Source organism: Ruegeria sp. AD2(2025), from assembly GCF_056542385.1.
This window is the reverse complement of the sequence record NZ_JBQFZS010000001.1, coordinates 651,637-673,331: the sequence shown is the minus strand read 5'-3', so window position 1 is coordinate 673,331 and position 21,695 is coordinate 651,637. Positions and strand designations below refer to the sequence as shown.

Sequence of the window (21,695 nt, the reverse complement as noted above, 5' to 3'; positions counted from 1 at the left end):
ATGTCTGACCCGGTCTCTTCCATCCGAAACCTTGGCCCCGCCTTCGAACAAGCCTGCGCCCGCGCGGGCATCCATTCGGCGCAGCAGTTGCGGGATTTGGGCGCGGACGAGGCCTATGCGCGCCTGCTGCAATCGGGCTCGCGCCCGCATTTCATCGGCTATTATGTGCTGGTCATGGGGCTGCAGGGCCGCCCATGGAACGATTGCAAGGGCGACGAGAAGAAGGCGCTGCGCAAGCGATTTGACGCAATCAAAGCCGGGGTCAGCCGGGCACCGGAAAGCCAGATGGTCTCTGATTTGGACGCTGTCGGCGTGCGCGTGACTCCGGCAGACCTGAAACCCCTCTGAGCACGAAAAAGGCCGCCCCGGTCCGGAGCGGCCCAATCTTGTCACCGAAGCGGTGGCTTAGCCGACCAGTTCGATGCCCGAGAAGAAGTACGCGATCTCAACCGCGGCGGTTTCCGGTGCGTCCGAGCCGTGGACCGAGTTTTCACCAACCGATTCAGCAAACTCGGCGCGGATGGTGCCGGGGGCTGCGTCAGCGGGGTTGGTTGCGCCCATCACTTCGCGGTTCTTGGCAATGGCGCCTTCGCCTTCCAGAACCTGCACAACGACCGGAGCCGACGACATGAATTCGCACAGTTCGTCATAGAACGGACGCTCGGCGTGCACGTCATAGAACTTGCCTGCTTGCGCCTTGGTCATGTGGATGCGCTTTTGCGCGACGATGCGCAGACCGGCTTCTTCGAACTTGGCGTTGATCTTGCCAGTCAGGTTGCGGCGGGTTGCATCGGGTTTGATGATCGAGAATGTGCGTTCCAGTGCCATGTCGGCCTCTCCTTACAATGTGGCGCAAGGTGTGCGCCGAAATCCATCGCGCGCCGCCTAACATGGTCTGCGGCGTATGAAAAGCACTATGATGCGTGATGGCTCAGATCGTATCGGGCAACGGGTCCTGCCGGTCGACCCGGCGCACGTAAAGCACCGCCAGCAGGCCGATGAAGCTGCTGACACACATCAGGCCCAACACCAGAAACGGCGCGTTCTCCGGGCTGACCAAGGCCCCGGTCAACGAGGTGATCACCGCGCCCAGCCCTACGATCATTGCCCCCGATAACCCTGCCGCGCTGCCCGCCAACTTCGGGCGCACCGACATAACGCCCGACGAGGCATTGGCATTGGTCAGCCCGTTGCCGAACCCCACGCAGATGGCAGATCCGAAGAAAACCCAGACCGAGCCCAGCCCCGCCGCAAACACAAGCAGCCCGCAAAACGGCCCGGCCGAGGCCACGATACGCCCCGCCAGGATCATGGTGGTCAGCGGTGTATGTGCCGCGATGCGCCCGGTGATGAAGTTACCGACCATGAAGCCTCCGGTGATGATCCCGATGCCCAGCCCCAACAACGCGGGGCTCAGATCGAACCACGCTGCCGCCACCAGCGGCGCGCCGGTGATGAAGCTGAAGAAAGCTCCGATCGAAAAAGCCGCACACAGGGCATAGCCCCAGAACCGGCGGGCGCGGAACAGGTGGGGATATTCGCGCAGCTGCGCCGAAAAGGTTGCGGCGCGGTTGGTATTGGTCTCGCCCATATCGGCCCAAAGCAGCGCCAGCATCCCCGCGCCCAGCGCCGCATAAAGGACAAACCCCGCGCGCCAGCCGAACAGCATATCCAGCGCGCCGCCCAGCATCGGCCCCAGCATCGGGGCCAGCGCCATCGCCATGGCGACATAGCCCAGCTTGCTGGCAGCCTCGTTCGGGGGGTAGAGATCGCGGATCGACGCGCTGGACAGGACCGGCCCGGCCACCACCGCCGCCTGCAGCAGGCGAAAACCAAGGAAGGCCCAGATCGACTCGGCCAGCACACAGCCCAGCGATGCTGCGGCAAAGACAGCCATGCAGATCAGCAGAACCGGCCTGCGCCCGAACCGGTCCGACAGCGGCCCCATGATCAGCTGCAACACGGCTGAGACACCCAGATACCCGGCGACCGACAGATTGATCAGGCCGTAATCAACCTGAAAATCTGCGCTCATCCGCGCCAGCGATGGCAAGAACATATTCAGCGACAGCACCGACAGCGCCGTGGCGAAAACAAGCGTAACCAGCGAAGGGGGCGATTGAGCTGCGCGCATGACAGGAACCAGCGAAAATCCGAACCGGATCAGCGCTATCACATCGCCCGCGTATTGAACATGCCACCTCTGCACCCTGAACATACCGAGCCGCTGGCGGGCCGCCGCATGCTCTGTTAAGAGCGCCCCATGCTACGGATCGAGGATATCACATACGCCGTCGAAGGCCGCCCCCTGTTTGACGGGGCCAGCGCCACGATTCCCGATGGCCACAAGGTGGGTCTGGTGGGTCGCAACGGTACCGGCAAGACCACGCTGTTCCGCCTGATCCGGGGTGAGCTGGCGCTGGAATCGGGTAACATCTCGGTCCCGAAACGCGCGCGCATCGGTGGGGTCGCGCAAGAGGTGCCCTCGTCAGATGTCTCGCTGATCGATACCGTTCTGGCCGCCGACACCGAACGTGCCGCCCTGATGGCCGAGGCAGATGTTGCCGAAGACCCCGCGCGCATTGCCGAGATCCAGACACGTCTGGCCGATATCGACGCCTGGTCTGCCGAGGCGCGCGCTGCATCGATCCTCAAAGGATTGGGGTTCGATGATGAGGACCAGTTGAAACCCTGCTCGGATTTCTCGGGCGGCTGGCGGATGCGCGTGGCGCTGGCGGCGGTGCTGTTTGCCCAGCCCGACCTGCTGCTGCTGGACGAACCGACCAACTATCTGGACCTCGAAGGCGCGCTGTGGCTGGAAAGCTATCTGGCCAAGTACCCGCATACGGTCATCATCATCAGTCACGACCGCGGACTGTTGAACCGCGCGGTTGGCTCGATCCTGCATCTGGAAGATCGCAAGCTCACCTATTATGCCGTGCCTTACGACAAGTTCGCCGAACGCCGCGCCGAACGTCTGGCGCAGGCGGAATCCGAGAACGCCAAGGCCAAGGCCCGCATCGCGCATCTGCAAAGCTATGTGGACCGGTTCCGCTATAAGGCATCCAAGGCGGTTCAGGCCCAGTCACGTCTGAAGATGATCGAACGCATCCAGCTGGTCTCAACCCCGCAAGAGGCTGCCTTGCGCGCCTTCACCTTCCCCACGCCCGAGGACCTGTCGCCGCCGATCATCCAGCTTGAGGGCGGCGTGACCGGCTATGGCGACACGGAAGTGCTGCGCCGCCTGAACCTGCGCATCGATCAGGACGACCGCATCGCCCTGCTGGGCAAGAACGGTCAGGGCAAGTCAACGCTGTCCAAGCTGCTGTCGGACCGCCTACCGCTGATGGCGGGCAAGATGACCCACAGCAACAAGCTGCGCATCGGCTACTTCGCGCAGCATCAGGTGGACGAGCTGTATGTAGACGAAACCCCGCTGGACCACCTGCGCCGCCAGCGCCCCGATGAGGCCCCTGGCAAATGGCGCTCGCGTTTGGCCGGGTTCGGGCTGAACGCCGATCAGGCCGAGACCGAAGTTGGGCGTCTGTCGGGGGGGCAAAAGGCGCGGCTGTCGCTACTGATCGCCACTATCGACGCACCGCATATGCTGATCCTCGATGAACCGACCAACCATCTGGACATCGAAAGCCGCGAGGCGCTGGTCGAGGCGCTGACCGCATATTCCGGCGCGGTCATTCTGGTCAGCCACGACATGCACCTGCTGTCGCTTGTGGCGGACCGGCTGTGGCTGGTCTCGGATGGGACGGTCAAGCCGTTCGACGGAGACCTCGAGGCCTATCGCGCCATGCTGTTGGCCCGCGACAAGCCGGTGAAGGAAAAGCCGGCAGCCAAGCCCAAGCGCCCGTCACGCGATACTATTCTGGCCTTACGTGCTGACCTGCGCAAATGCGAAGAGCGCGTCAACAAACTGACGGACATGCACGAAAAGCTTTCGGCCCGATTGGCTGACCCCGCACTTTATGAAGAAGACCGCGTTCAGGACCTTGAAACGTGGAACCGCAAATTTGCCGAAGTGGTTGAGGCCATGCAGCGCGCCGAGGCGCTGTGGGTGACCGCCGCTGAACGGCTGGAACAGGCAGAGGCTGCAGCATGATGGACATGGCGTTCCTGATTACGTCGTTTACCACGTTGTTCGTGGTGATCGACCCTCCGGCGCAAACGCCGATCTTCGTGGCACTGACACAAGGCATGGACAAAGAGACGCGCCGCGTGATCGCCCTGCGGGCTTGCATAACGGCGGCAGGTATCCTTGCGATGTTCGCCGCCTTTGGCGAGGCGGTTCTGGGCTTCATCGGCATCTCGATGGAGGCGTTCCGCGTCGCGGGTGGCGTGCTGCTGTTCCTGACCGCGCTCGACATGCTGTTCGAACGCCGCACCAAACGCCGTGAGCATAGCGCCGAGGAAGAAGAGCACCCCGACCCGTCTGTCTTCCCACTCGGCATCCCTCTGATCGCCGGCCCCGGCGCAATTGCCACAATGATCCTGTTGGCCGGGCAAACGCCGGGGATCGAAGGGCTCGCCGTGGTGATTGGCATGATGCTGATCGTGGTGGCTATGGTCTTTGTGACCTACCTGACCTCGGGCGCAGTGGCACGGTTGCTGGGCAAGACCGGATTGAACGTGCTGACCCGTCTGCTGGGTATGCTGCTGGCAGCGCTTTCGGTGCAGTTCATTCTGGACGGGCTCAAGGCCTTTGGGTTTGCCTCCTGAGGCCCCATATAGACATCAGGAAACTGATTTCGGGTAAGCGGCATGGATGGCGACAGTCTTGGGTATCTGACCTATCTGGTCTTGCTGGGCGCGGCCCTGTTGATGTGGTTCATCACGCAGAACCGCCAATCCCTTGGCAAGACAATGCAGCAAGCAGCTGCCTGGGTGTTCATCTTCATCGGCGTCATCGCGGTGATTGGCCTGTGGGACGATATCCGCTCGACCGTCAGCACCACCCCGCAGCTGACCGTGACCGACCACAGGATCGAGGTGCCGCGGTCCTTTGACGGGCATTACTACCTTCCAATGCTGGTGAATGGTCAGGCCGTCACCTTTCTGGTCGATACCGGGGCCAGCCAGATCGTCCTCAGCGCCGAGGACGCCAAGCGGGTCGGCATTGATCCCGATCAGCTGAACTATGTCGGGCGCGCCGCAACCGCCAATGGCATCGTGCGTACCGCCCCGGTGCGGCTGGACAGCCTCGCGCTGGGGCCGATCACGGATCGCAATGTTTCTGCCTCGATCACCGAAGGCGATTTGGGGCAGTCGCTGCTGGGCATGGCTTATCTGCACAAGTTCCCGAACATCCAGTTCACCGATGGTCAACTGATCCTGTCACGCTAGCGATTAGAGCGGCGCGCGCGGTCACGGCACCTCTGGGTGCGGGTGTCCTGCGATCACGCAACTTGTGACTGGTCAAAACCGCAAGCGCACCCTAGCGTTCCGGGATGACCCACGCGATCCACGATAGTCGCTATTCCTGGCTGCGCCTGCTGATCACTCTGGCCATTGCCACGGTGGTCAATGTGGGCATGTGGGCCGTGATCGTGGTGATGCCCGCCATCGAGACCCAGTTCGGGGCCGGACGCGCCGAAGCGTCGCTGCCTTATGTCCTGACCATGATCGGCTTTGCCTTGGGCAATATGTGGCTGGGTCAGTTGGTGGATCGGCTGGGCGTGACCAAAGCGCTGATCGGGGCGGCAATTCTGAGTGCTGTCAGCTATCTGCTGGCCACACTGGCCCCGAACATGCTGCTGCTGTCGCTGGCGCATCTGCTGCTGGGGTTGGGTACAGCCGTGGGGTTCGGCCCTCTGATCGCCGATATCTCGCACTGGTTCATGCGGCGGCGCGGGATCGCCGTGGCGCTGGTGGCCAGCGGGAACTACTTGTCCGGCGCAATCTGGCCCACGCTGCTGTCGGGCATTCTGGCCCGCGAGGGCTGGCAACAGGTCTACCTGACCCTCGCGCTGATCACTGTTGTTATCGTCATCCCCCTGTCCCTGTTACTGCGCCGTCAGGTCCCGGTTGAGGCGCATAGCACCGCCGCAGCCGCCGCACAGACCCGCGCGCAGAGCGTCGGCCTGTCGCCGCGCGCATTGCAGTATATCCTGGGGCTGGCCGGTATTGGCTGCTGCGTGGCGATGTCGATGCCGCAGGTCCATATCGTGTCCTACTGCGTCGGGCTGGGTTATGGCCCTGCGGTCGGGGCCGAGATGCTCTCGCTGATGTTACTGGGCGGTGTGGTCAGCCGCGTGATCTCGGGCCTTGTGGCAGACAAGCTGGGCGGGCTGACCACCTTGCTGATCGGGTCGATCCTGCAATGCATCGCGCTGTTTTTGTTCCTGCCGTATGACGGGATGGTCTCGCTCTATGTCATCAGCATGTTGTTCGGTCTGGCGCAGGGCGGCATCGTGCCCAGCTATGCGTTGGTCGTGCGTGAATACATGCCCCCGCAAGAGGCCGGTGCGCGTGTGGGCTTTGTCATGATGATGACCATCATGGGCATGGCTTTGGGCGGCTGGATGTCGGGCTGGATTTACGACGTAACCGGAAATTATCAACTGGCCTTCATCAACGGCATCCTCTGGAACGGCCTGAACATCGCCATCCTGCTGACGCTGATGAAACGATCCCGCCCCCGGGGTGGAGAGGTTTTGGCATGACATATCTGACCCGACGCACCTTGATCGCAGGCCTGAGCGCCCTGCCCGTGATGGGGGCCGCGCAGAACGGGCTGATCCCCTATGTGCTGGCGCCCGATGGCACCTCGGTCGGGTTCACCTTCGATCTGTCGGGCGTGGCGCAATCGGGGACGATGCCCATACGCTCCGCCGATATCCGGATCGACACCAAACGTCTGCAAAACAGCAAGGTCGACGTGGTGCTGGACGTGGCGGATGCACGCACAAAACTACCGTTCGCCCGAGGTCCGATGCTGGGCCGCAGCGTACTGGACGCAAAGAGCCACCCCACGATCCGCTTCACCTCCACCAAAATTCAGCTTGGCCCCATCGGTCGTATATCCGAGGGCGCAACTGTCACCGGTGACCTGACAGTCCGTGGGGTGACACGCCCGGTGACGCTGATGGCGAACCTTTATCGCATGCCGGGCAGCGCCGTCGACGATCTGGACGCCTTGTCGATTCGCCTGGTCGGCGCACTGAACCGGCACGAGTTCGGGGCCTCGGGCTATCCCGATCTGGTGCAGGACACCGTCGGCCTGAACATCCGCGCCGAAATCCTTCGCGACAGCTAATACCTAAGGGCAAAAAACGACCTGCGAAAGTCGAATAGTCGCGCGCAATGCCCGGGCGAGCCGTCAATCTGAGACCATCATGCGCACGATCATTTCCTTTGCCGCCCTGTTTCTTTCGGTCATTCTGCTGCAACTGTCGACCGGCGGCGTTGGGCCGCTGGACGCGATCTCGGGCCTGACTCTGAACTTCTCGACAGAACAGATCGGCCTGCTGGGGTCTGCGCATTTCCTCGGCTTCTTCATCGGCTGCTGGTGGGCCCCGCGCCTGATGGGCAGCGTCGGACATTCCCGCGCCTTCGCCGTCTGCACTGCGCTTGGCGCAATGGGCCTGTTGGGGCACACCTTGACCGAGGATCCACGCATATGGGCCATCCTGCGCATCGCCTCGGGCACCTGCGTGGCGGGCTGTTATACAGTAATCGAGGCCTGGTTGAACGCCAAAGTCACCAATGACTCACGCGGGCGCGTCATGGGCAGCTATCGCATCGCCGATCTGGGCGCATCGCTTTGCGCACAGCTGATCATCGCGGTTCTGCCACCTGCGTCTTACGTCTCATATAACCTGCTGGCGATCCTGTGCTGCGCCTCGCTGCTGCCGCTGACCCTGACGCGAGCCAGCCAGCCCAAAACACCGGACGCACCGCGCCTGCGTCCAAGAATGGCTTGGCAAAGCTCACCGCTTGCCGTGGCCGGAGTAATCGTCTCAGCGCTCAGCTCAGCCTCGTTCCGGATGGTGGGGCCTGTTTACGGGCAAGAGGTTGGTCTGGGCGTAGATCAGATCGCCTTCTTTCTGGCCTCCTTCGTACTGGGTGGCGCGCTGGCGCAGTATCCGCTGGGATGGCTTGCCGACAAATACGACCGGCGCTGGGTACTGATCTGGTTGTCCGCGGCCGCAGTTCTGAGCTGCGGCATCACCATGGCGGCCAGCGGAACCGGAACGCTGGGCGTGATGCTGGCGGCCGGATTCTTTGGTCTGACGACCTTTCCGATCTTCTCGGTCTCGTCCGCCCACGCCAATGATTTTGCCACCACCGAGCAGCGGGTCGAGCTTTCGGCCGCGCTGATGTTCTGGTACGCGCTCGGGGCCATCGCCTCGCCCTATATTTCATCGACCTTGATACAGCAGTTCGGGCCGGGCGCACTCTTCGCTTTTGTGGCTGTAGGTCATCTGGGACTGATCGTCTTTGGTCTGGCCCGCATGCGGTCACGCCCAACGCCGCACGAGCGCACGAACTACGTCTACGCACCCCGGACATCCTTCACCATCGGACGCCTGCTGAAACGGTCCCGAGAGGACTAGAGCCTTACTCCAAGGGCGGCGACGACTGAATCATCTCGTCCAGGACAGAGCCCGCTTCATACCCCAGCAGGTCGATCTCCAGCCGGCGCGGATCACCGAATGCCCAGGCCCCGACATGCCGCTGCATACGCTCATAGCCGACAAAATCGGCCATCGCTTTGTTCCCGTGTGCGTTCTCGGCAAACATGACCTGCCCGGCGGCAACCTTTTGCGGCATTACCCGTTCCAGATACAGCTCGACCACATTGACCCCGGTCACGTTCGAGCCGCCATGGTGAACGACATAGATCTTATCCCATTCATCCTGACTCAGCGCCGCGCGGGCATCCGAGACCGCCCGGTGCAACGCCGTAAGTTCCGCACGCGCGGCATCGCGCATATTCGCGGCCCAAACCGGGCGCATCTCGTTTATGGCCTTTGACACATCATCAGGCGTCAACGTCCCGCGTGCCGTCGCTTCGCTGACAAATCCACGGGCTGTTTCCAGCATTTGCCGCTGTTTCCCGATCGCCTCCTTCGAAAGATCAAGATGATCGATTGAGGCCAGCAGCGTATCAATGGCCTGCGCGATCGCTTCAAAATCCTCCTTCCAGCGTGTGTTTCCCGTCTCATCCTCGGGCCATGGCGTGACCGCGCCAATGATCCCCAGAAGAACGTGCGACGTGGATTTGAAGATCAGATAATCCGCACCATCCCGCGGATAGGACACCTGTCCGTCCTCGGTCATCACGGTGACATCGCGGGCGATGACCATGACCGGTCGGGTCTGCGCCGTCAGCGCATCCTGTCCCCTTCTGAAAACAGACAGCATCGCCTTGTCGAAGGTTTCAATCGCCGCCAGCGCTTCGTTCTGGTCCGCCAGAACACTGGTCGGTGACAAAAACGCGGTCATGGCAACGATGGTGGACGCGCGAAATACCCGCGCCAAATAAGAGCAATACATAAATCCCCCCTGCAAAACTGCTTTGGCCATCGTAACACACCGTCCGGAGTTTTCGCGAAGGCGGCGTTTCCGGGTGAGAATAAGGCACCAACACCGAAACCGGGCTTTTGCTGAGCGGTCACATACTGTAGACGGGCGCGCAGTTAGTTACGTGGAAACGCAAAATGGCCCGGATTCTTATTACCTCGGCGATCCCTTACATCAACGGGATCAAGCACCTCGGCAACCTGATCGGCTCGCAACTGCCCGCCGATCTTTATGCACGTTACCAGCGTGGCCGGGGGAATGAGGTGATGTTCCTGTGTGCAACGGATGAACACGGCACCCCGGCCGAGCTGGCAGCGGCGAAAGCGGGCAAGCCCGTCGCCGAATACTGCGCGGATATGTATGCCGTTCAGGCCGAGATCGCGCAGCGCTTTGGCCTCAGCTTCGATCACTTTGGCCGCTCGTCCAGCGCGCAAAACAAGCGCCTGACCCAGCATTTTGCGGGCAAGCTGGACGATGCGGGGCTGATCCGCGAGGTCAGCGAAAAACAGGTCTATTCCAACGCCGATGGCCGCTTTCTGCCCGACCGCTATATCGAGGGCACCTGCCCCAATTGCGGCTATGACCGTGCGCGCGGCGATCAGTGCGAGAACTGCACCAAACAGTTGGACCCGACCGACCTGATCGAACCGCGCAGCGCAATCAGCGGCTCGACCGATCTTGAGGTGCGCGAGACCAAACACCTGTATCTGCGTCAATCCGCCATGAAGGATCAGCTGGACGCCTGGATCGACAGCAAGACGGACTGGCCGATCCTGACCACTTCGATTGCCAAGAAGTGGCTGCATGACGGCGACGGCCTGCAGGATCGCGGCATCACCCGCGATCTGGACTGGGGTGTGCCCGTAAAGAAAGGCGATCAGGACTGGCCGGGGATGGAGGGCAAAGTCTTCTATGTCTGGTTCGATGCCCCCATCGAATACATCGCCTGCGCCAAGGAATGGGCTGATTCCACTGGCAAAACCGACGCCGAGTGGGAGCGCTGGTGGCGCACCGACAAAGGCGCGGATGACGTGCGCTATGTCCAGTTCATGGGTAAGGACAACGTGCCTTTCCATACGCTCAGCTTCCCGGCCACCATTCTGGGCTCGGGTGAGCCATGGAAGATGGTCGACCACCTGAAATCCTTCAACTACCTGAACTATGACGGCGGCCAGTTCTCTACCTCGCAAGGTCGCGGCGTGTTCATGGATCAGGCGCTGGAGATCCTGCCCGCCGATTACTGGCGCTGGTGGCTGCTGAGCCATGCGCCCGAAAGCAGCGACAGCGAGTTCACGTGGGAAAATTTCCAGCAATCGGTGAACAAGGACCTGGCCGATGTGCTGGGCAACTTCGTCAGCCGGATCACCAAGTTCTGCCGCTCGAAATTCAGCGAGGCCGTGCCCGAGGGCGGTACCTTTGGCGAGCGCGAGCAGACGCTGATTGCCGATCTGACCAAACGCATCCGCGCCTATGAAGGCCATATGGAGGCGATGGAGGTTCGCAAATCCGCGCAGGAATTGCGGGCAATTTGGGTCGCGGGCAATGAATATCTGCAGGCCGCGGCACCTTGGTCCACCTTCAAGGAAGACCCCGAACAGGCCGCCGCGCAAGTGCGTCTGGGCCTGAACCTGATCCGGCTTTATGCCGTCCTCAGTGCGCCGTTCATCCCCGAAACCTCGGCCCGGATGCTGAGCGCGATGAACACGCTGGATACCGGCTGGCCCGACGATGTTGAGGCCGCGCTGAGCGCCCTGCCCGCTGGCCATGAATTCTCGGTGCCCGAGGTTCTGTTCGCCAAGATCGCGGACGAACAGCGCGAGGACTGGCAAGAGAAATTCGCCGGAACGCGCAGCTAAGCACCATCTTCAGACAACGCAGAAACGGGGGTCATTGTGGCCCCCGTTTTTCTTTCGCGCGCGGGCCTGAGGCAGCGTCAGTGACCTAAGCCTGCCGAAAAAATGGGAAATTCTGCGCGCTTTCGGACGGCCTCACATTCAACATACTTGAGATGTCAGGGCAAAACGGCCATCCTGAACCGGAATTCTATCGACTCGTCCGGGCGCCGCTCCGCCTCGGGGACGGAAAAACTTAGTTTGAACGAGGCATTCATCATGGCCCCAGCATCAAAACCCCAGACCTTTCGCACCGGCACAGCTTTTGCCCTTGTCGCCTGCCTGACCTTTGCCCAGACGGCCTTGGCGCAGGATCAAAGCGACGCACCCGCGCCCAAGGTGTCGATCGCGGCGGCCTATTCCGAAGAGATCACCGACGAGGCCTCGTTCATCGGGCGCGCCGAGGCCATCAACAAGGTCGACATCGTCGCCCGCGTCAGCGGTTTTCTGGAAAGTCAGGATGTGGAAGACGGCGCGCTGGTGACCGAAGGCGACCTGCTGTTCAAGATCGAGCCGGACCTCTACGAGGCCACATTGCAGGCGCGCAAGGCCGATCTGGACCGGGCGCAGGCCAATCTGGAACTGGCCAAGGTTGATCTGGCCCGCAAGGAAGAACTCTATAAACGCGACGCGACGCCGGAATCCGAACGCGACATCGCCCGCGCCAACGAACTGGTGGCCGAGGCCGAAGTCAAAGCCGCGAATGCCGCTATCCAGCAGGCCGAACTGGACCTTGGCTATACCGAGATCCACGCGCCCTTCACCGGGCGTCTGGGCCGGGTCGCCACCAGTGTCGGCGACGTGGTCGGGCCCAACAACCCTCCGCTGGTCAATCTGGTCAGCGAGGCCCCGATCTATGTCAATTTCTCGTTGAATGAAAAGCAGTTCACTAGCGTTCTTGAGACGGTGGGTGAAGACCCCGCTTCGCTGGCCGAAAGCGACAAGACGCCGGTGGTCAAGGTGACGCTGCCCAACGGCACCGAGCTGCCTGAGACCGGCAAGCTGGTGTTTGTCGATAACCGTATCGACCCGCTGACCGGGGCCATCACCGTGCGCGCCGAGTTTGACAATGCCGACCGACTGATCATCGACGGGGCCTTTCTGAACGTCCAGATCGAGGCACTGGAACCCACCCTGCAAGTGCTGGTCCCACAGGCCGCCCTTCAACGCGATCAACGGGGTGAGTTCGTTTTGGTCGTGAATGACCAGCAGATGGTCGAACAGCGTTACATCACCACCGGAGACGTGGTCGGCACGGCCATCATCGTGCTGGACGGGTTGCGCGAAGGCGAAAGCGTCATCGTCGAGGGCCTGCAACGCGTGCGGCCTGGTGTGGCCGTGGACGCGGTTGTCGCCTCTGAGCAGCCGGGAGAGTAACCGATGTTCTCAGCCCTGTTCATCAGTCGGCCCAAGCTGGCGCTTGTCATTTCGTTGGTCCTGACCATTCTGGGCGGGATCGGCTATATGGTCCTGCCCGTGGCGCAGTTCCCCGACATCACGCCTCCGGTCGTCAGCGTGACGGCCACGTATACCGGTGCGAACGCCGAAACGGTTGAAAACACCGTGGCCGCGCCGATCGAGGCGCAGGTCAACGGCGTCGACGACATGATTTACATGACGTCGACCTCATCCGATAACGGGTCCTATTCGCTGAACGTCACGTTTCAGGTGGGCACCGACCCCGATATCGCCTCGGTCAACGTGCAGAACCGGGTGGCGCAGGCCATGTCCTCGCTGCCGTCCGAGGTGACGTCTTCGGGCGTGGTCACGCAGAAATCCTCGACCAACATGCTGTTGCTGGTCACGCTGACCTCACCGAATGAGACGTATGACAGCGTGTTTCTGTCGAACTATGCCTCGATCAACCTCAAGGACGCGCTGGCGCGGGTTCAGGGCGTGGGCAAGGCGGATGTTCTGACCAACCTGGAATACGCCATGCGGATCTGGATGGATCCGGACAAGATGGCAGCGCTGTCACTGACACCGGGGGACGTCATCAGTGCGATCCGCGAGCAGAATATCGAGGTTTCGGCCGGGTCCATCGGCGCACCCCCGGTGCCCGAGGGACAGACGTTTCAATATACGATCAAGACCAAGGGCCGTCTGACCTCGGCTGCAGAATTCGGTGACATCGTGATCCGCACCGGCGATGCCGGCGCGATTGTGCGCGTCAAAGACATCGCGCGGGTCGAGCTGGGCGCTCAGTTCTATGCGGCGTCCGGCTTTTTCGAAAGCGTCCCCGCCACCGTGATCGGCATCTATCAGGCCCCGGGCGCGAACGCGCTGGCCGTGTCGGAACGGGTTCAGGCCGAGTTGGAGCGCCTGTCGCGATCCTTCCCCACCGATGTCGAATACGCCGTTCCGTTCAACACCACAGACTTCGTGGAACAGTCGCTGAACGACGTGGTCTCGACCCTGATGCTGACCTTCGTGCTGGTGATTTCAGTCGTGTTCATCTTCCTCGGCAGTTGGCGCGCGACGATCATCCCTGCGGTGGCAATCCCCGTGTCCCTGATCGGGACATTTGCCTTTCTGCTGGCCTTTGGCATGTCGCTTAACACGATCTCGCTGTTCGCGCTGGTGCTGGCGATCGGCATCGTGGTGGACGACGCCATCGTTGTGGTCGAGAACGTCGAACGCATCATCGCGGATGAGGGCCTGCCCCCCGCCGAGGCGACCCGTAAGGCGATGGGCCAGATCACCGGGCCGGTGATTGCCACCACGCTGGTCCTGCTGGCGGTTTTCGTGCCGGTGACCTTCATGCCCGGCATCTCGGGGCGGCTGTATTCACAGTTCGCGGTGACAATTTCAACCGCCGTGGTGATTTCGTCGATCAACGCGCTGACGCTGTCGCCGGCCTTATGCGGGCTGGTGCTGCGGGCGCGGTCGGGCCCTCCCAAAGGGCTGCTGGCGGTGTTCGAAGGCTTCATCGGGTCGATGCGCAATGGCTATACCGCGATTGTCCGCAAACTGCTGATCCTGCCGGTCATTTCGCTGGGCATCATCGCCGCCTTTGCGACGGGGACCGGGACGATCATGGGCAACACGTCGAAAGGGTTCATCCCGCTTGAGGATAACGGTTACCTGTTCGTTGACATCCAGCTGCCCGACGCGGCCACGCTGGAGCGAACCGAAACCGTGACCGCCCGCGTCGATGCGCAGATACAGGAAATCCCCGGCGTGGCCAGCACGGTTCTGGTCAATGGGTTCTCGCTGCTGAACGGAACCACGACCAACGGCGCGGCAATCTTCGTCAACCTCACCAACTGGGAGGAGCGGCAGGAACCCGAGCTGAGCGCCGATGCCATTCTGGGTCAGGTTCTGGCCATCGCCAACGGCGAATCCGCGGCCTCGATCGTGGCCTTCAACCCGCCGCCTATTCAGGGCCTCGGCATGTCCGCAGGTGTTGAGATGGAGGTGCAGCAGACCGGTGGTGGCTCGCCGCAGGATCTGGCGGCGGCGGTTGGCTCATACGTCTATGCGGCCAACCAGCGGCCCGAGATTGCGCAGGCCTACACCACCTTCCGCGCAAACGTGCCGCAACTCTTCGTTGATCTGGACCGGGAAAAGGCCAAGACCCTGCAGGTCTCGGTGGCCGAGATTTTCCAGACCATGCAGGCGCAGCTTGGGTCCTACTACGTGAATGACTTCAACCTGTTTGGCCGGGTCTATCGCGTGATGATCCAAGCCGAGGGGTCCTACCGGAACAAGGTCGAGGATATCTCGGACCTTTACGTCCGCTCGACCAAGGGCGAGATGGTGCCGCTGGGCACGCTGATCGATGTAGAGAACGTGCTGGGGCCGGTTCTGTTGAAACGGCACAACCTGTTCCGCTCGGCCACGGTGACAGCGGTGCCTGCACCCGGCCTGTCCACCGGTGACGCGATCAATGTCATGACCGAGGAATCGGCAACCGCCCTACCGCCCGGCTATGCGTTCGAATGGACCGGCACAGCGCAGCAACAGTTGGCCTCGGGCGGGCTGGTGGTCGTGATCCTCGGGCTCGCGATCCTGTTCGGTTATCTGTTCCTTGTGGGGCAGTACGAAAGCTGGTCGATGCCCGTGTCGATCCTGATGTCCGTGGTCGTGGCGCTGTTTGGCGCGGTGGCGGCGGTGGCCATCGTGGGCAGCGACATTAACCTGTATACCCAGATCGGGATGATCATGCTTGTGGGGCTTGCCTCGAAAAACGGTATTCTGATCGTGGAATTCGCGATGGAGCAGCGCGCCAAGGGCCTGTCGATCAAAGAGGCCGCCGCCGAGGCCGCGCATCAGCGGTTCCGGGCGGTGATGATGACCGCCCTGTCCTTCCTGCTGGGCGTTGTGCCGCTGCTGGCCGCTAACGGTGCGGGGGCTGCCAGCCAGAAGGCGATCGGTGTCGCCGTGTTTGGCGGGATGCTGGCCGCGACGCTGTTCGGTGTCATTCTGGTACCGGTCCTCTACGCGGTCATGCAGGGGCTGCGGGAACGGATCAAGGGCAGCAAGGACGATCCCGGACCCTCTGAGGAAGCGGCATAAAATATCGAGCAAAACGCCCCCTCGCGGGGCGTTTTACCTTTGGATAGCGCCCGTGACGCGGTCAGCCATCCACCTGTCGACCCGCTCAATCTGCTCGGGGCTCAGCCGCAGACCCAGCCGGTTGCGCCGCCAGACAACATCCTCGGCGGTGCGGGCGTATTCCTTGTCCATCAACCAAACCAGTTCGGCTGCGGTCAGGGTCGCCCCGAAATCCTCGCCCAAATCCCCGGCCGCAGCAGCATCGCCCAGAATATCCCGCGCCTCGGTCCCATAGGCACGCACCAGACGGCGCGCCCAGGCCGCATCCAAAAAGGCATAGTCCGCGCGCAGGTCACGCACCAGATCGTCGAACCCATCAACCGGAAAATCTCCGCCGGGCAGCGGCACCCCCGCCGTCCACGGCCCCGGTAGGCTCGGAAAATGCTCGGCCACCTTGTCCAGCGCGCTTTCGGCCAGACGACGATAGGTGGTGATCTTGCCGCCAAAGACGTTCAGCACCGGTGCGCCCTCGGCATCGACCCGAAGCGTATAGTCCCGTGTTGCCGCCGTGGCGCTGCTGGCCCCATCGTCATAAAGCGGCCGCACGCCGGAATAGGTCCAGACGATATCGTCCCGCGTGACCGGCTGCGCGAAATACTTCGAGGCGAAATCGCACAGATAGTCCTGTTCGGCCTCTGTGCAGACGGGCGGTTCCGACGGGTCCGCGTGATCCTGATCGGTGGTGCCAATCAGGGTGAAATCCTGCTCATAGGGAATGGCAAAGATGATCCGCCCATCCTCGCCCTGAAAGAAATAGCATTTGTCGTGGTCGTACAGCTTGCGCGTCACGATGTGACTACCGCGCACCAGACGGACCCCTTCGCGCGTGTCGGTGTGGATTTTGGTGTGGATGATATCGCCAACCCATGGTCCACCCGCATTGATCAGCATCCGCGCATGAATGACGCGGGTGCCTTCGTCATCGTGGATTGTGACGTGCCACAGATCGCCGCTTCGCTTCGCGGACACGACCTGCGTCCGGGTCAGGATCGTCGCCCCACGCGCCTCGGCGTCGCGGGCATTGAGGACCACCAGCCGCGAATCCTCGACCCAGCAATCCGAGTATTCATAGGCCGTTTCGAACTTGTCCTGCAGCGGCCCGCCCTCGGGCGCATCGGTCAAATTCAAAGACCGCGTTCCCGGCAGGATCTTCCGCCCACCCATGTGGTCGTACAGAAACAACCCCAACCGGATCAGCCAGGCCGGACGCCGCCCCCTCATCCACGGCATCACCAGACCCAACAGTCGCGAGGTCGGTGTTTCGGTATCGAACCGCATGTCTCGGTGATAGGGCAACACGAACCGCATCGGCCAACTGATGTGGGGCATGGCGCGCAGCAGGATCTCACGCTCGATCAGGGCTTCGCGGACCAGACGGAGTTCGAAGAACTCCAGATACCGCAACCCGCCGTGAAACAGCTTGGTCGAGGCCGAGGACGTGGCCGAGGCCAGATCGTTCATCTCGGCCAGCGTGACCGAAAGACCGCGGCCTGCGGCGTCACGGGCGATACCGCATCCGTTGATGCCGCCTCCGATCACGAAGAGGTCGGTAATCTGGCTGTCCTGAGGCTGCATATCCGGTCGATTCCCTGATGTGGGGGGTCGGGCGCATTAACCGTATCATGGTTCGGATCGTCAATGCATATCTTCGCTAAAGTTCGTTTTGACGCATTTGTCACGATGATCCATGCCCTATTGCCATTTAATCTTGCCTTGCTTCCACAAAAAGAACAAAAACGAAATCACATATCCCACCCCGGAGCCCGTTATGTCATTGTCCTTTCGCCAATCGGACATCCTTGAGATCGCCAAAACCGAAGGCCGCGTGGCCGTCGATGATCTGGCCGAACGCTTTAACGTCACGGTCCAGACCATCCGCCGCGACCTGTCCGACCTGTCGGATGCGGGGAGACTAGACCGGGTCCATGGCGGCGCGGTGCTGCGGTCAGGTGTGTCGAATATCGGCTACGAAGACCGCCGGGCCCTGCACGAAGACGCCAAAACCCGCATCGCCGAACGCTGCGCCCGCGACATCCCCGAAGGCAGTTCGGTCTTCCTGAACATCGGCACCTCGACCGAAGCCGTTGCCGCGCAGTTGCTGGCCCACAAGAACCTGATGGTGGTGACCAACAACATGAACGTCGCCAATATTCTGGTGGCCAACCCCGAGTGCGAGATCGTGGTGGCGGGCGGCGTCCTGCGCCGCTCGGACGGGGGGCTGGTGGGCAACCTGACCGTCTCGACCATACGGCAGTTCAAGTTCGACGTGGCCGTCATCGGGTGTTCGGCGCTGGATGCCGATGGCGATCTGCTGGATTTTGACCTGCAGGAAGTGCTGGTCAGCCAGACCATCATCGCACAGGCACGGCAGACCTTTCTGGTGGCCGACCAGTCAAAATTTCATCGCTCGGCCCCGGCGCGCATCACCTCGCTGGCCGACATTGATGCGATCTATACCGACGCCTCCCTGCCCGGCGACCTGCCGCAGGCCTGCAGCGACTGGCAAACCCGTGTGGCGATAAGCGCCCTTTCTGACCAAACACCCCCACAAACCGATTGACGATTTACCCCCCTCGCCCGAGGATAGGACAACCTTCCCGACACGAGGCGCGAGCATGGGACTTCTGGGGCAGCCGCTGGGCTATTACGACTATCTGACGTTTGTGGCGCTGATTCTGCTGCTGGCCGCGGTGATGGCGCTGTTTCTGTTCCTGATGGGTCTGCCCGGACGCATCGCCATCAAGCGCAACCACCCCCATGCCGAGGCCGTCAAGATCATGGGCTGGATGGGGTTTCTGGCCATCGTCCCATGGGTTCACGCCTTTATCTGGGCCTTCCATGACGGCGTGACGGTCGACATGCGTCGCGGACCGGACGAAGAACGCAAAGCCATCCGGGATGAGATCAAGCGGCTGGGCGGGACGGTCAAACCGGAATACCAGGACCCGCTGGACACCGACGACACTCAGAAAAGCTAAAGCCAGAGGAGCCCAACACCCATGCTTGTCGCCCTCGGCATCACGCTGTTTTACATCATCTTTGTCTGGTTCGTGTTCTTCAAGGCCCAATGGCTGAAGTTCAACATCATGTGGGGCATCGTCTCGTTCTGGGTCGGTGCGCATCTGCTGCTGATCTTTTTGGTCGCGCTGCGCTTCTTTCAGCCCTTCTCGATCGACGGCCATGTGGTGCGCTCGACCATCCAGATCCTGCCGCGGCTGACCCAGCCCACGCTGCTGACCGAGGTGCTGGTCGAGCCGAACACCTGGGTCACAAAGGGCGAGCCGCTGTATCGCTTTGACGACACAGTGTTTTCGCTGGCCGTCGACAAGGCCAAGGCGCAGCTGGTTGCGGCACAGCAGAATGCCAAGATTCTGGAACAGGACGTCATCGCCGCGACCGAAGCCATCGAGCGCGCAAATGCCAAGCTGGCCTATGCCCTGACCGAGCAGGCGCGGTACGAAAACCTCGTCCCCGCAGGCGGGGCCCGGCAGGACGAACTTGATCGCTGGAACGAACAGGTGGCCGAGGATCAGGCTCTTGTGAACGAGGCCGAGGCCAATCTTGAGAAAACCAAGCTGGCGCAGTCCTCACAGATCGACGGCGTGAACACCGGCATCCTGCAGGCCCAAGCACAATTGGCCGAGGCTGAATACTTCCTGAACAACACCACCGTCTATGCCCCCGAAAACGGCATGATCGTGTCGCAACAGGCGCGTCCGGGTCTTGTCGTCGGTGACCTGCGGCTGGGGGCAATTGCCAGTTTCGTAACCGAAGACAGCCCCTATATCCTCGCCACCTTCCGCCAGCAGAACCTGAAATTCGTCGAGGTCGGGCAGCCGGTCGAGGTCGCGCTGGATCTCTATCCCGGCGAGATTCTGACCGGCAAGGTGGAGGCGATCTGGTGGGCCACCCGTCAGGGCCAGTATCTGCCCTCGGGCCGCCTGCCCGGTTTCGAACTGCCGAAACTGCCCGGCCGCATCGCGGTACAAATCTCGGTCGATGTGCCCGAAGGCCATACCTTCCCCGCCGGCGGTCACGGGGCGGTGGCAATCTATACCGGCATGGGCCAGAGTTTCGAGTTTCTGAGGCGCATCAACATCCGCCTCTATTCCTTTGCCAACTTCATCCGACCGCTGGATATCTGAGGATGCGCGCCATGACACTCCGCCGGTTGTTGGGCACCGCCCTCTGCGCCGCCACCCTTGCGGCCTGCACGCCGGTGGGGCCTGATTTCGTGCGCCCGAACTCGCCGGTCGTGAAACAGTGGATCGAGGTGAACAGCCCCAGCGCCGGTCAAAGCGGCCTGACGTCGCGCAGCGCGCCGGTGGTGCGCTGGTGGGAGACGTTCAACGACCCCACCCTGAACAAGCTGATCGCCGAGGCCTATGCGCAGAACCTGACCCTGCAAGTCGCCGGGGCCCGCGTATTGCAGGCCCGCGCGCAGCTTGGCATCGCGTTCGGAGAGCTCTACCCCCAATCACAAGCCGTCGGAGGGTCGCTGCAGCGCCGTCAGATCAGCGACAATCTGGGCCCCATCGCGGATATCCGGCAGATCGTGCCGCTGGACACCGAATTCTCGACCTCGCAGGTCGGGTTCGATGCCCAGTGGGAGCTGGATGTGTGGGGTGCCCAACGGCGTGGCGTGCAGGCGGCGCGGTCCAATCTGGCGCTGCAGGTCGCCAATTACGACGACGCGCTTGTGACGCTGACCGGCGATGTGGCGGCGCTTTATATCAACATCCGTTCCTTGCAAGAGGCCTTGGCCGTCGCGCGTGAGAATATCGAGATCCAGCAGGTCTCGGCGGATCTGACGCAGTTGCGGTTCGACAATGGCGTGACCACCGAACTGGACGTTCAGGAATCGACCGCGCTGCTGAACAACACCAAGGCGCTGGTGCCGCAGTTGGAAAGCGACCTGCAACAGGCCAAAAACGCGCTGGCGGTGCTGCTGGGGAAAACCCCGTCGCAGATGGCGGGCTTGTTGGGTAATTCAGGGCGCATTCCGTCGGCGCGCTCGAACGTCGCTGTGGGCGTCCCCGCCGAACTGCTGCGCCGCCGCCCCGACGTGCGCGCCGCCGAACTGGCCGCCGCGACGCAATCGGCGCAGGTGGGCATTGCGCTGGCTGATCTGTATCCCCAATTCATCCTGTCGGGCTCGATCGGGCTGCAGGCCTCGGGCGGGAGGGACCTGTTCAGCACCAACAGCGCGACCGGTCTGGCCAACGCGGGCGTGGTCTGGAATGTGCTGAACTATGGCCGCATCAAGAACAATGTGCGCGCGCAGGACGCCGCTTATCAGGCGCTGATTGCGAATTATCAGAACACCGTTCTGACCGCCTATTCCGAGGTCGAAAGCGCGATGGTCGCCTATGCGCAGGCCCGCAAACAGGTCACCTTCTACCAACGCAGCGTCGAGGCCTCGCGCAAGGCGGCCGACATCGCGGTCGACCAGTACCGCGACGGCATCGCCAGCTATTCCCGGATTCTGAACACACAGACTGCTCTGCTGCGATCGCAGGCCAATCTGATCGAAGCGCGGCAGGAGGTCTCATCCAATCTGGTCGCGATCTACAAAGGTCTGGGCGGCGGTTGGCAAATCCGTCAGAATCAGGAATTCCTGCCCGGCACGGTGTTGGCCGAGATGGCGTACCGTACCGATTGGGGCGATCTGCTTGAGAAAACGCCGACGCGGGCCAGCCTGAACTGACC

Annotated in this window: 18 protein-coding genes; 14 read left to right on the top strand and 4 right to left on the bottom strand. The window is 62.1% G+C overall.

The window, feature by feature from the left end:
* Positions 1-348: a TfoX/Sxy family protein gene (locus tag ACR1XV_RS03300; RefSeq protein ID WP_480528876.1), complete on the top strand. Its 348-nt coding sequence runs from the start codon at positions 1-3 to the stop codon at positions 346-348.
* Positions 349-405: 57 nt separating this feature from the next.
* Here the strand turns inward: ACR1XV_RS03300 and ndk are convergent, their stop codons facing one another.
* Both ndk and ACR1XV_RS03290 read right to left on the bottom strand, forming a co-directional pair.
* Positions 406-828, bottom strand: coding sequence for a nucleoside-diphosphate kinase (gene ndk / locus ACR1XV_RS03295; protein ID WP_008757405.1), 423 nt, complete (start codon positions 826-828; stop codon positions 406-408).
* 103 nt (positions 829-931) lie between these two features.
* The gene (locus ACR1XV_RS03290; protein WP_480528875.1) at positions 932-2,134 is read right to left on the bottom strand and encodes a multidrug effflux MFS transporter; all 1,203 of its coding nucleotides are present in this window, start codon (positions 2,132-2,134) and stop codon (positions 932-934) included.
* A 129-nt stretch (positions 2,135-2,263) separates the two neighbouring features.
* Here ACR1XV_RS03290 and ACR1XV_RS03285 point away from each other — a divergent pair, with 129 nt between their 5' ends.
* The 6 genes from ACR1XV_RS03285 (at position 2,264) to ACR1XV_RS03260 (ending at position 8,567) form a co-directional block, all read left to right on the top strand.
* Positions 2,264-4,114, top strand: coding sequence for an ABC-F family ATP-binding cassette domain-containing protein (locus ACR1XV_RS03285; protein WP_480528874.1), 1,851 nt, complete (start codon positions 2,264-2,266; stop codon positions 4,112-4,114).
* Positions 4,111-4,731 carry a MarC family protein gene (locus ACR1XV_RS03280; protein WP_480528872.1) on the top strand — a complete coding sequence of 207 codons (621 nt, stop codon included), beginning with the start codon at positions 4,111-4,113 and terminating at the stop codon, positions 4,729-4,731. Before ACR1XV_RS03285 ends, ACR1XV_RS03280 begins: the two co-directional genes overlap by 4 nt.
* Positions 4,732-4,773: 42 nt before the next feature.
* Positions 4,774-5,355 (top strand): retropepsin-like aspartic protease family protein, encoded by a 582-nt coding sequence (locus ACR1XV_RS03275; RefSeq protein ID WP_480528871.1) that lies wholly within the window; start codon positions 4,774-4,776, stop codon positions 5,353-5,355.
* Between the two features lie 104 nt (positions 5,356-5,459).
* A complete protein-coding gene (locus tag ACR1XV_RS03270; protein WP_480528869.1) occupies positions 5,460-6,674 on the top strand; it encodes an MFS transporter in 1,215 nt (404 codons plus the stop codon).
* Positions 6,671-7,267, top strand: coding sequence for a YceI family protein (locus ACR1XV_RS03265; protein WP_480528868.1), 597 nt, complete (start codon positions 6,671-6,673; stop codon positions 7,265-7,267). Before ACR1XV_RS03270 ends, ACR1XV_RS03265 begins: the two co-directional genes overlap by 4 nt.
* Positions 7,268-7,346: 79 nt before the next feature.
* Positions 7,347-8,567, top strand: a complete 1,221-nt coding sequence (locus ACR1XV_RS03260) for an MFS transporter (RefSeq protein WP_480528867.1) — start codon at positions 7,347-7,349, stop codon at positions 8,565-8,567.
* Positions 8,568-8,571: 4 nt separating this feature from the next.
* On the opposite strand, the gene ACR1XV_RS03255 is transcribed toward ACR1XV_RS03260, so the two are convergent.
* Entirely contained in the window at positions 8,572-9,510 is a 939-nt protein-coding gene (locus tag ACR1XV_RS03255; protein WP_480528866.1) for a hypothetical protein, read from the bottom strand.
* A 164-nt stretch (positions 9,511-9,674) separates the two neighbouring features.
* Between ACR1XV_RS03255 and metG the strand changes: the two genes are divergently transcribed.
* The 3 genes from metG (at position 9,675) to ACR1XV_RS03240 (ending at position 15,947) form a co-directional block, all read left to right on the top strand.
* Positions 9,675-11,393 carry a methionine--tRNA ligase gene (metG, locus tag ACR1XV_RS03250; RefSeq protein WP_480528865.1) on the top strand — a complete coding sequence of 573 codons (1,719 nt, stop codon included), beginning with the start codon at positions 9,675-9,677 and terminating at the stop codon, positions 11,391-11,393.
* A gap of 255 nt (positions 11,394-11,648) precedes the next feature.
* Complete coding sequence (locus ACR1XV_RS03245; RefSeq protein WP_480528864.1) at positions 11,649-12,806, top strand: efflux RND transporter periplasmic adaptor subunit; 1,158 nt, start codon at positions 11,649-11,651, stop codon at positions 12,804-12,806.
* Positions 12,807-12,809: 3 nt separating this feature from the next.
* Positions 12,810-15,947 carry an efflux RND transporter permease subunit gene (locus tag ACR1XV_RS03240; RefSeq protein WP_480528863.1) on the top strand — a complete coding sequence of 1,046 codons (3,138 nt, stop codon included), beginning with the start codon at positions 12,810-12,812 and terminating at the stop codon, positions 15,945-15,947.
* Between the two features lie 33 nt (positions 15,948-15,980).
* On the opposite strand, the gene glpD is transcribed toward ACR1XV_RS03240, so the two are convergent.
* Complete coding sequence (gene glpD, locus ACR1XV_RS03235) at positions 15,981-17,561, bottom strand: glycerol-3-phosphate dehydrogenase (protein ID WP_480528861.1); 1,581 nt, start codon at positions 17,559-17,561, stop codon at positions 15,981-15,983.
* Positions 17,562-17,754: 193 nt separating this feature from the next.
* Here glpD and ACR1XV_RS03230 point away from each other — a divergent pair, with 193 nt between their 5' ends.
* The 4 genes from ACR1XV_RS03230 to ACR1XV_RS03215 are packed head-to-tail and all read left to right on the top strand — an operon-like array spanning position 17,755 to position 21,693.
* Entirely contained in the window at positions 17,755-18,546 is a 792-nt protein-coding gene (locus ACR1XV_RS03230) for a DeoR/GlpR family DNA-binding transcription regulator (protein ID WP_480528860.1), read from the top strand.
* A 55-nt stretch (positions 18,547-18,601) separates the two neighbouring features.
* Positions 18,602-18,964: a DUF3302 domain-containing protein gene (locus tag ACR1XV_RS03225; RefSeq protein ID WP_480528859.1), complete on the top strand. Its 363-nt coding sequence runs from the start codon at positions 18,602-18,604 to the stop codon at positions 18,962-18,964.
* A gap of 21 nt (positions 18,965-18,985) precedes the next feature.
* Positions 18,986-20,131, top strand: coding sequence for an HlyD family secretion protein (locus ACR1XV_RS03220; RefSeq protein ID WP_480528858.1), 1,146 nt, complete (start codon positions 18,986-18,988; stop codon positions 20,129-20,131).
* 11 nt (positions 20,132-20,142) lie between these two features.
* On the top strand, positions 20,143-21,693 hold the full coding sequence (locus ACR1XV_RS03215; protein ID WP_480528857.1) for an efflux transporter outer membrane subunit: 1,551 nt from the start codon (positions 20,143-20,145) through the stop codon (positions 21,691-21,693).
* The last annotated feature ends 2 nt before the right edge of the window (positions 21,694-21,695 follow it).

Coding starts and splice junctions, on each gene's coding strand:
- ACR1XV_RS03300 (WP_480528876.1), top strand. CDS start 1: ATGTCTGACCCGGTCTCTTCCATCCGAAACCTTGGCCCCGCCTTCGAA.
- ndk (WP_008757405.1), bottom strand. CDS start 828: ATGGCACTGGAACGCACATTCTCGATCATCAAACCCGATGCAACCCGC.
- ACR1XV_RS03290 (WP_480528875.1), bottom strand. CDS start 2,134: ATGCGCGCAGCTCAATCGCCCCCTTCGCTGGTTACGCTTGTTTTCGCC.
- ACR1XV_RS03285 (WP_480528874.1), top strand. CDS start 2,264: ATGCTACGGATCGAGGATATCACATACGCCGTCGAAGGCCGCCCCCTG.
- ACR1XV_RS03280 (WP_480528872.1), top strand. CDS start 4,111: ATGATGGACATGGCGTTCCTGATTACGTCGTTTACCACGTTGTTCGTG.
- ACR1XV_RS03275 (WP_480528871.1), top strand. CDS start 4,774: ATGGATGGCGACAGTCTTGGGTATCTGACCTATCTGGTCTTGCTGGGC.
- ACR1XV_RS03270 (WP_480528869.1), top strand. CDS start 5,460: ATGACCCACGCGATCCACGATAGTCGCTATTCCTGGCTGCGCCTGCTG.
- ACR1XV_RS03265 (WP_480528868.1), top strand. CDS start 6,671: ATGACATATCTGACCCGACGCACCTTGATCGCAGGCCTGAGCGCCCTG.
- ACR1XV_RS03260 (WP_480528867.1), top strand. CDS start 7,347: ATGCGCACGATCATTTCCTTTGCCGCCCTGTTTCTTTCGGTCATTCTG.
- ACR1XV_RS03255 (WP_480528866.1), bottom strand. CDS start 9,510: ATGTATTGCTCTTATTTGGCGCGGGTATTTCGCGCGTCCACCATCGTT.
- metG (WP_480528865.1), top strand. CDS start 9,675: ATGGCCCGGATTCTTATTACCTCGGCGATCCCTTACATCAACGGGATC.
- ACR1XV_RS03245 (WP_480528864.1), top strand. CDS start 11,649: ATGGCCCCAGCATCAAAACCCCAGACCTTTCGCACCGGCACAGCTTTT.
- ACR1XV_RS03240 (WP_480528863.1), top strand. CDS start 12,810: ATGTTCTCAGCCCTGTTCATCAGTCGGCCCAAGCTGGCGCTTGTCATT.
- glpD (WP_480528861.1), bottom strand. CDS start 17,561: ATGCAGCCTCAGGACAGCCAGATTACCGACCTCTTCGTGATCGGAGGC.
- ACR1XV_RS03230 (WP_480528860.1), top strand. CDS start 17,755: ATGTCATTGTCCTTTCGCCAATCGGACATCCTTGAGATCGCCAAAACC.
- ACR1XV_RS03225 (WP_480528859.1), top strand. CDS start 18,602: ATGGGACTTCTGGGGCAGCCGCTGGGCTATTACGACTATCTGACGTTT.
- ACR1XV_RS03220 (WP_480528858.1), top strand. CDS start 18,986: ATGCTTGTCGCCCTCGGCATCACGCTGTTTTACATCATCTTTGTCTGG.
- ACR1XV_RS03215 (WP_480528857.1), top strand. CDS start 20,143: ATGACACTCCGCCGGTTGTTGGGCACCGCCCTCTGCGCCGCCACCCTT.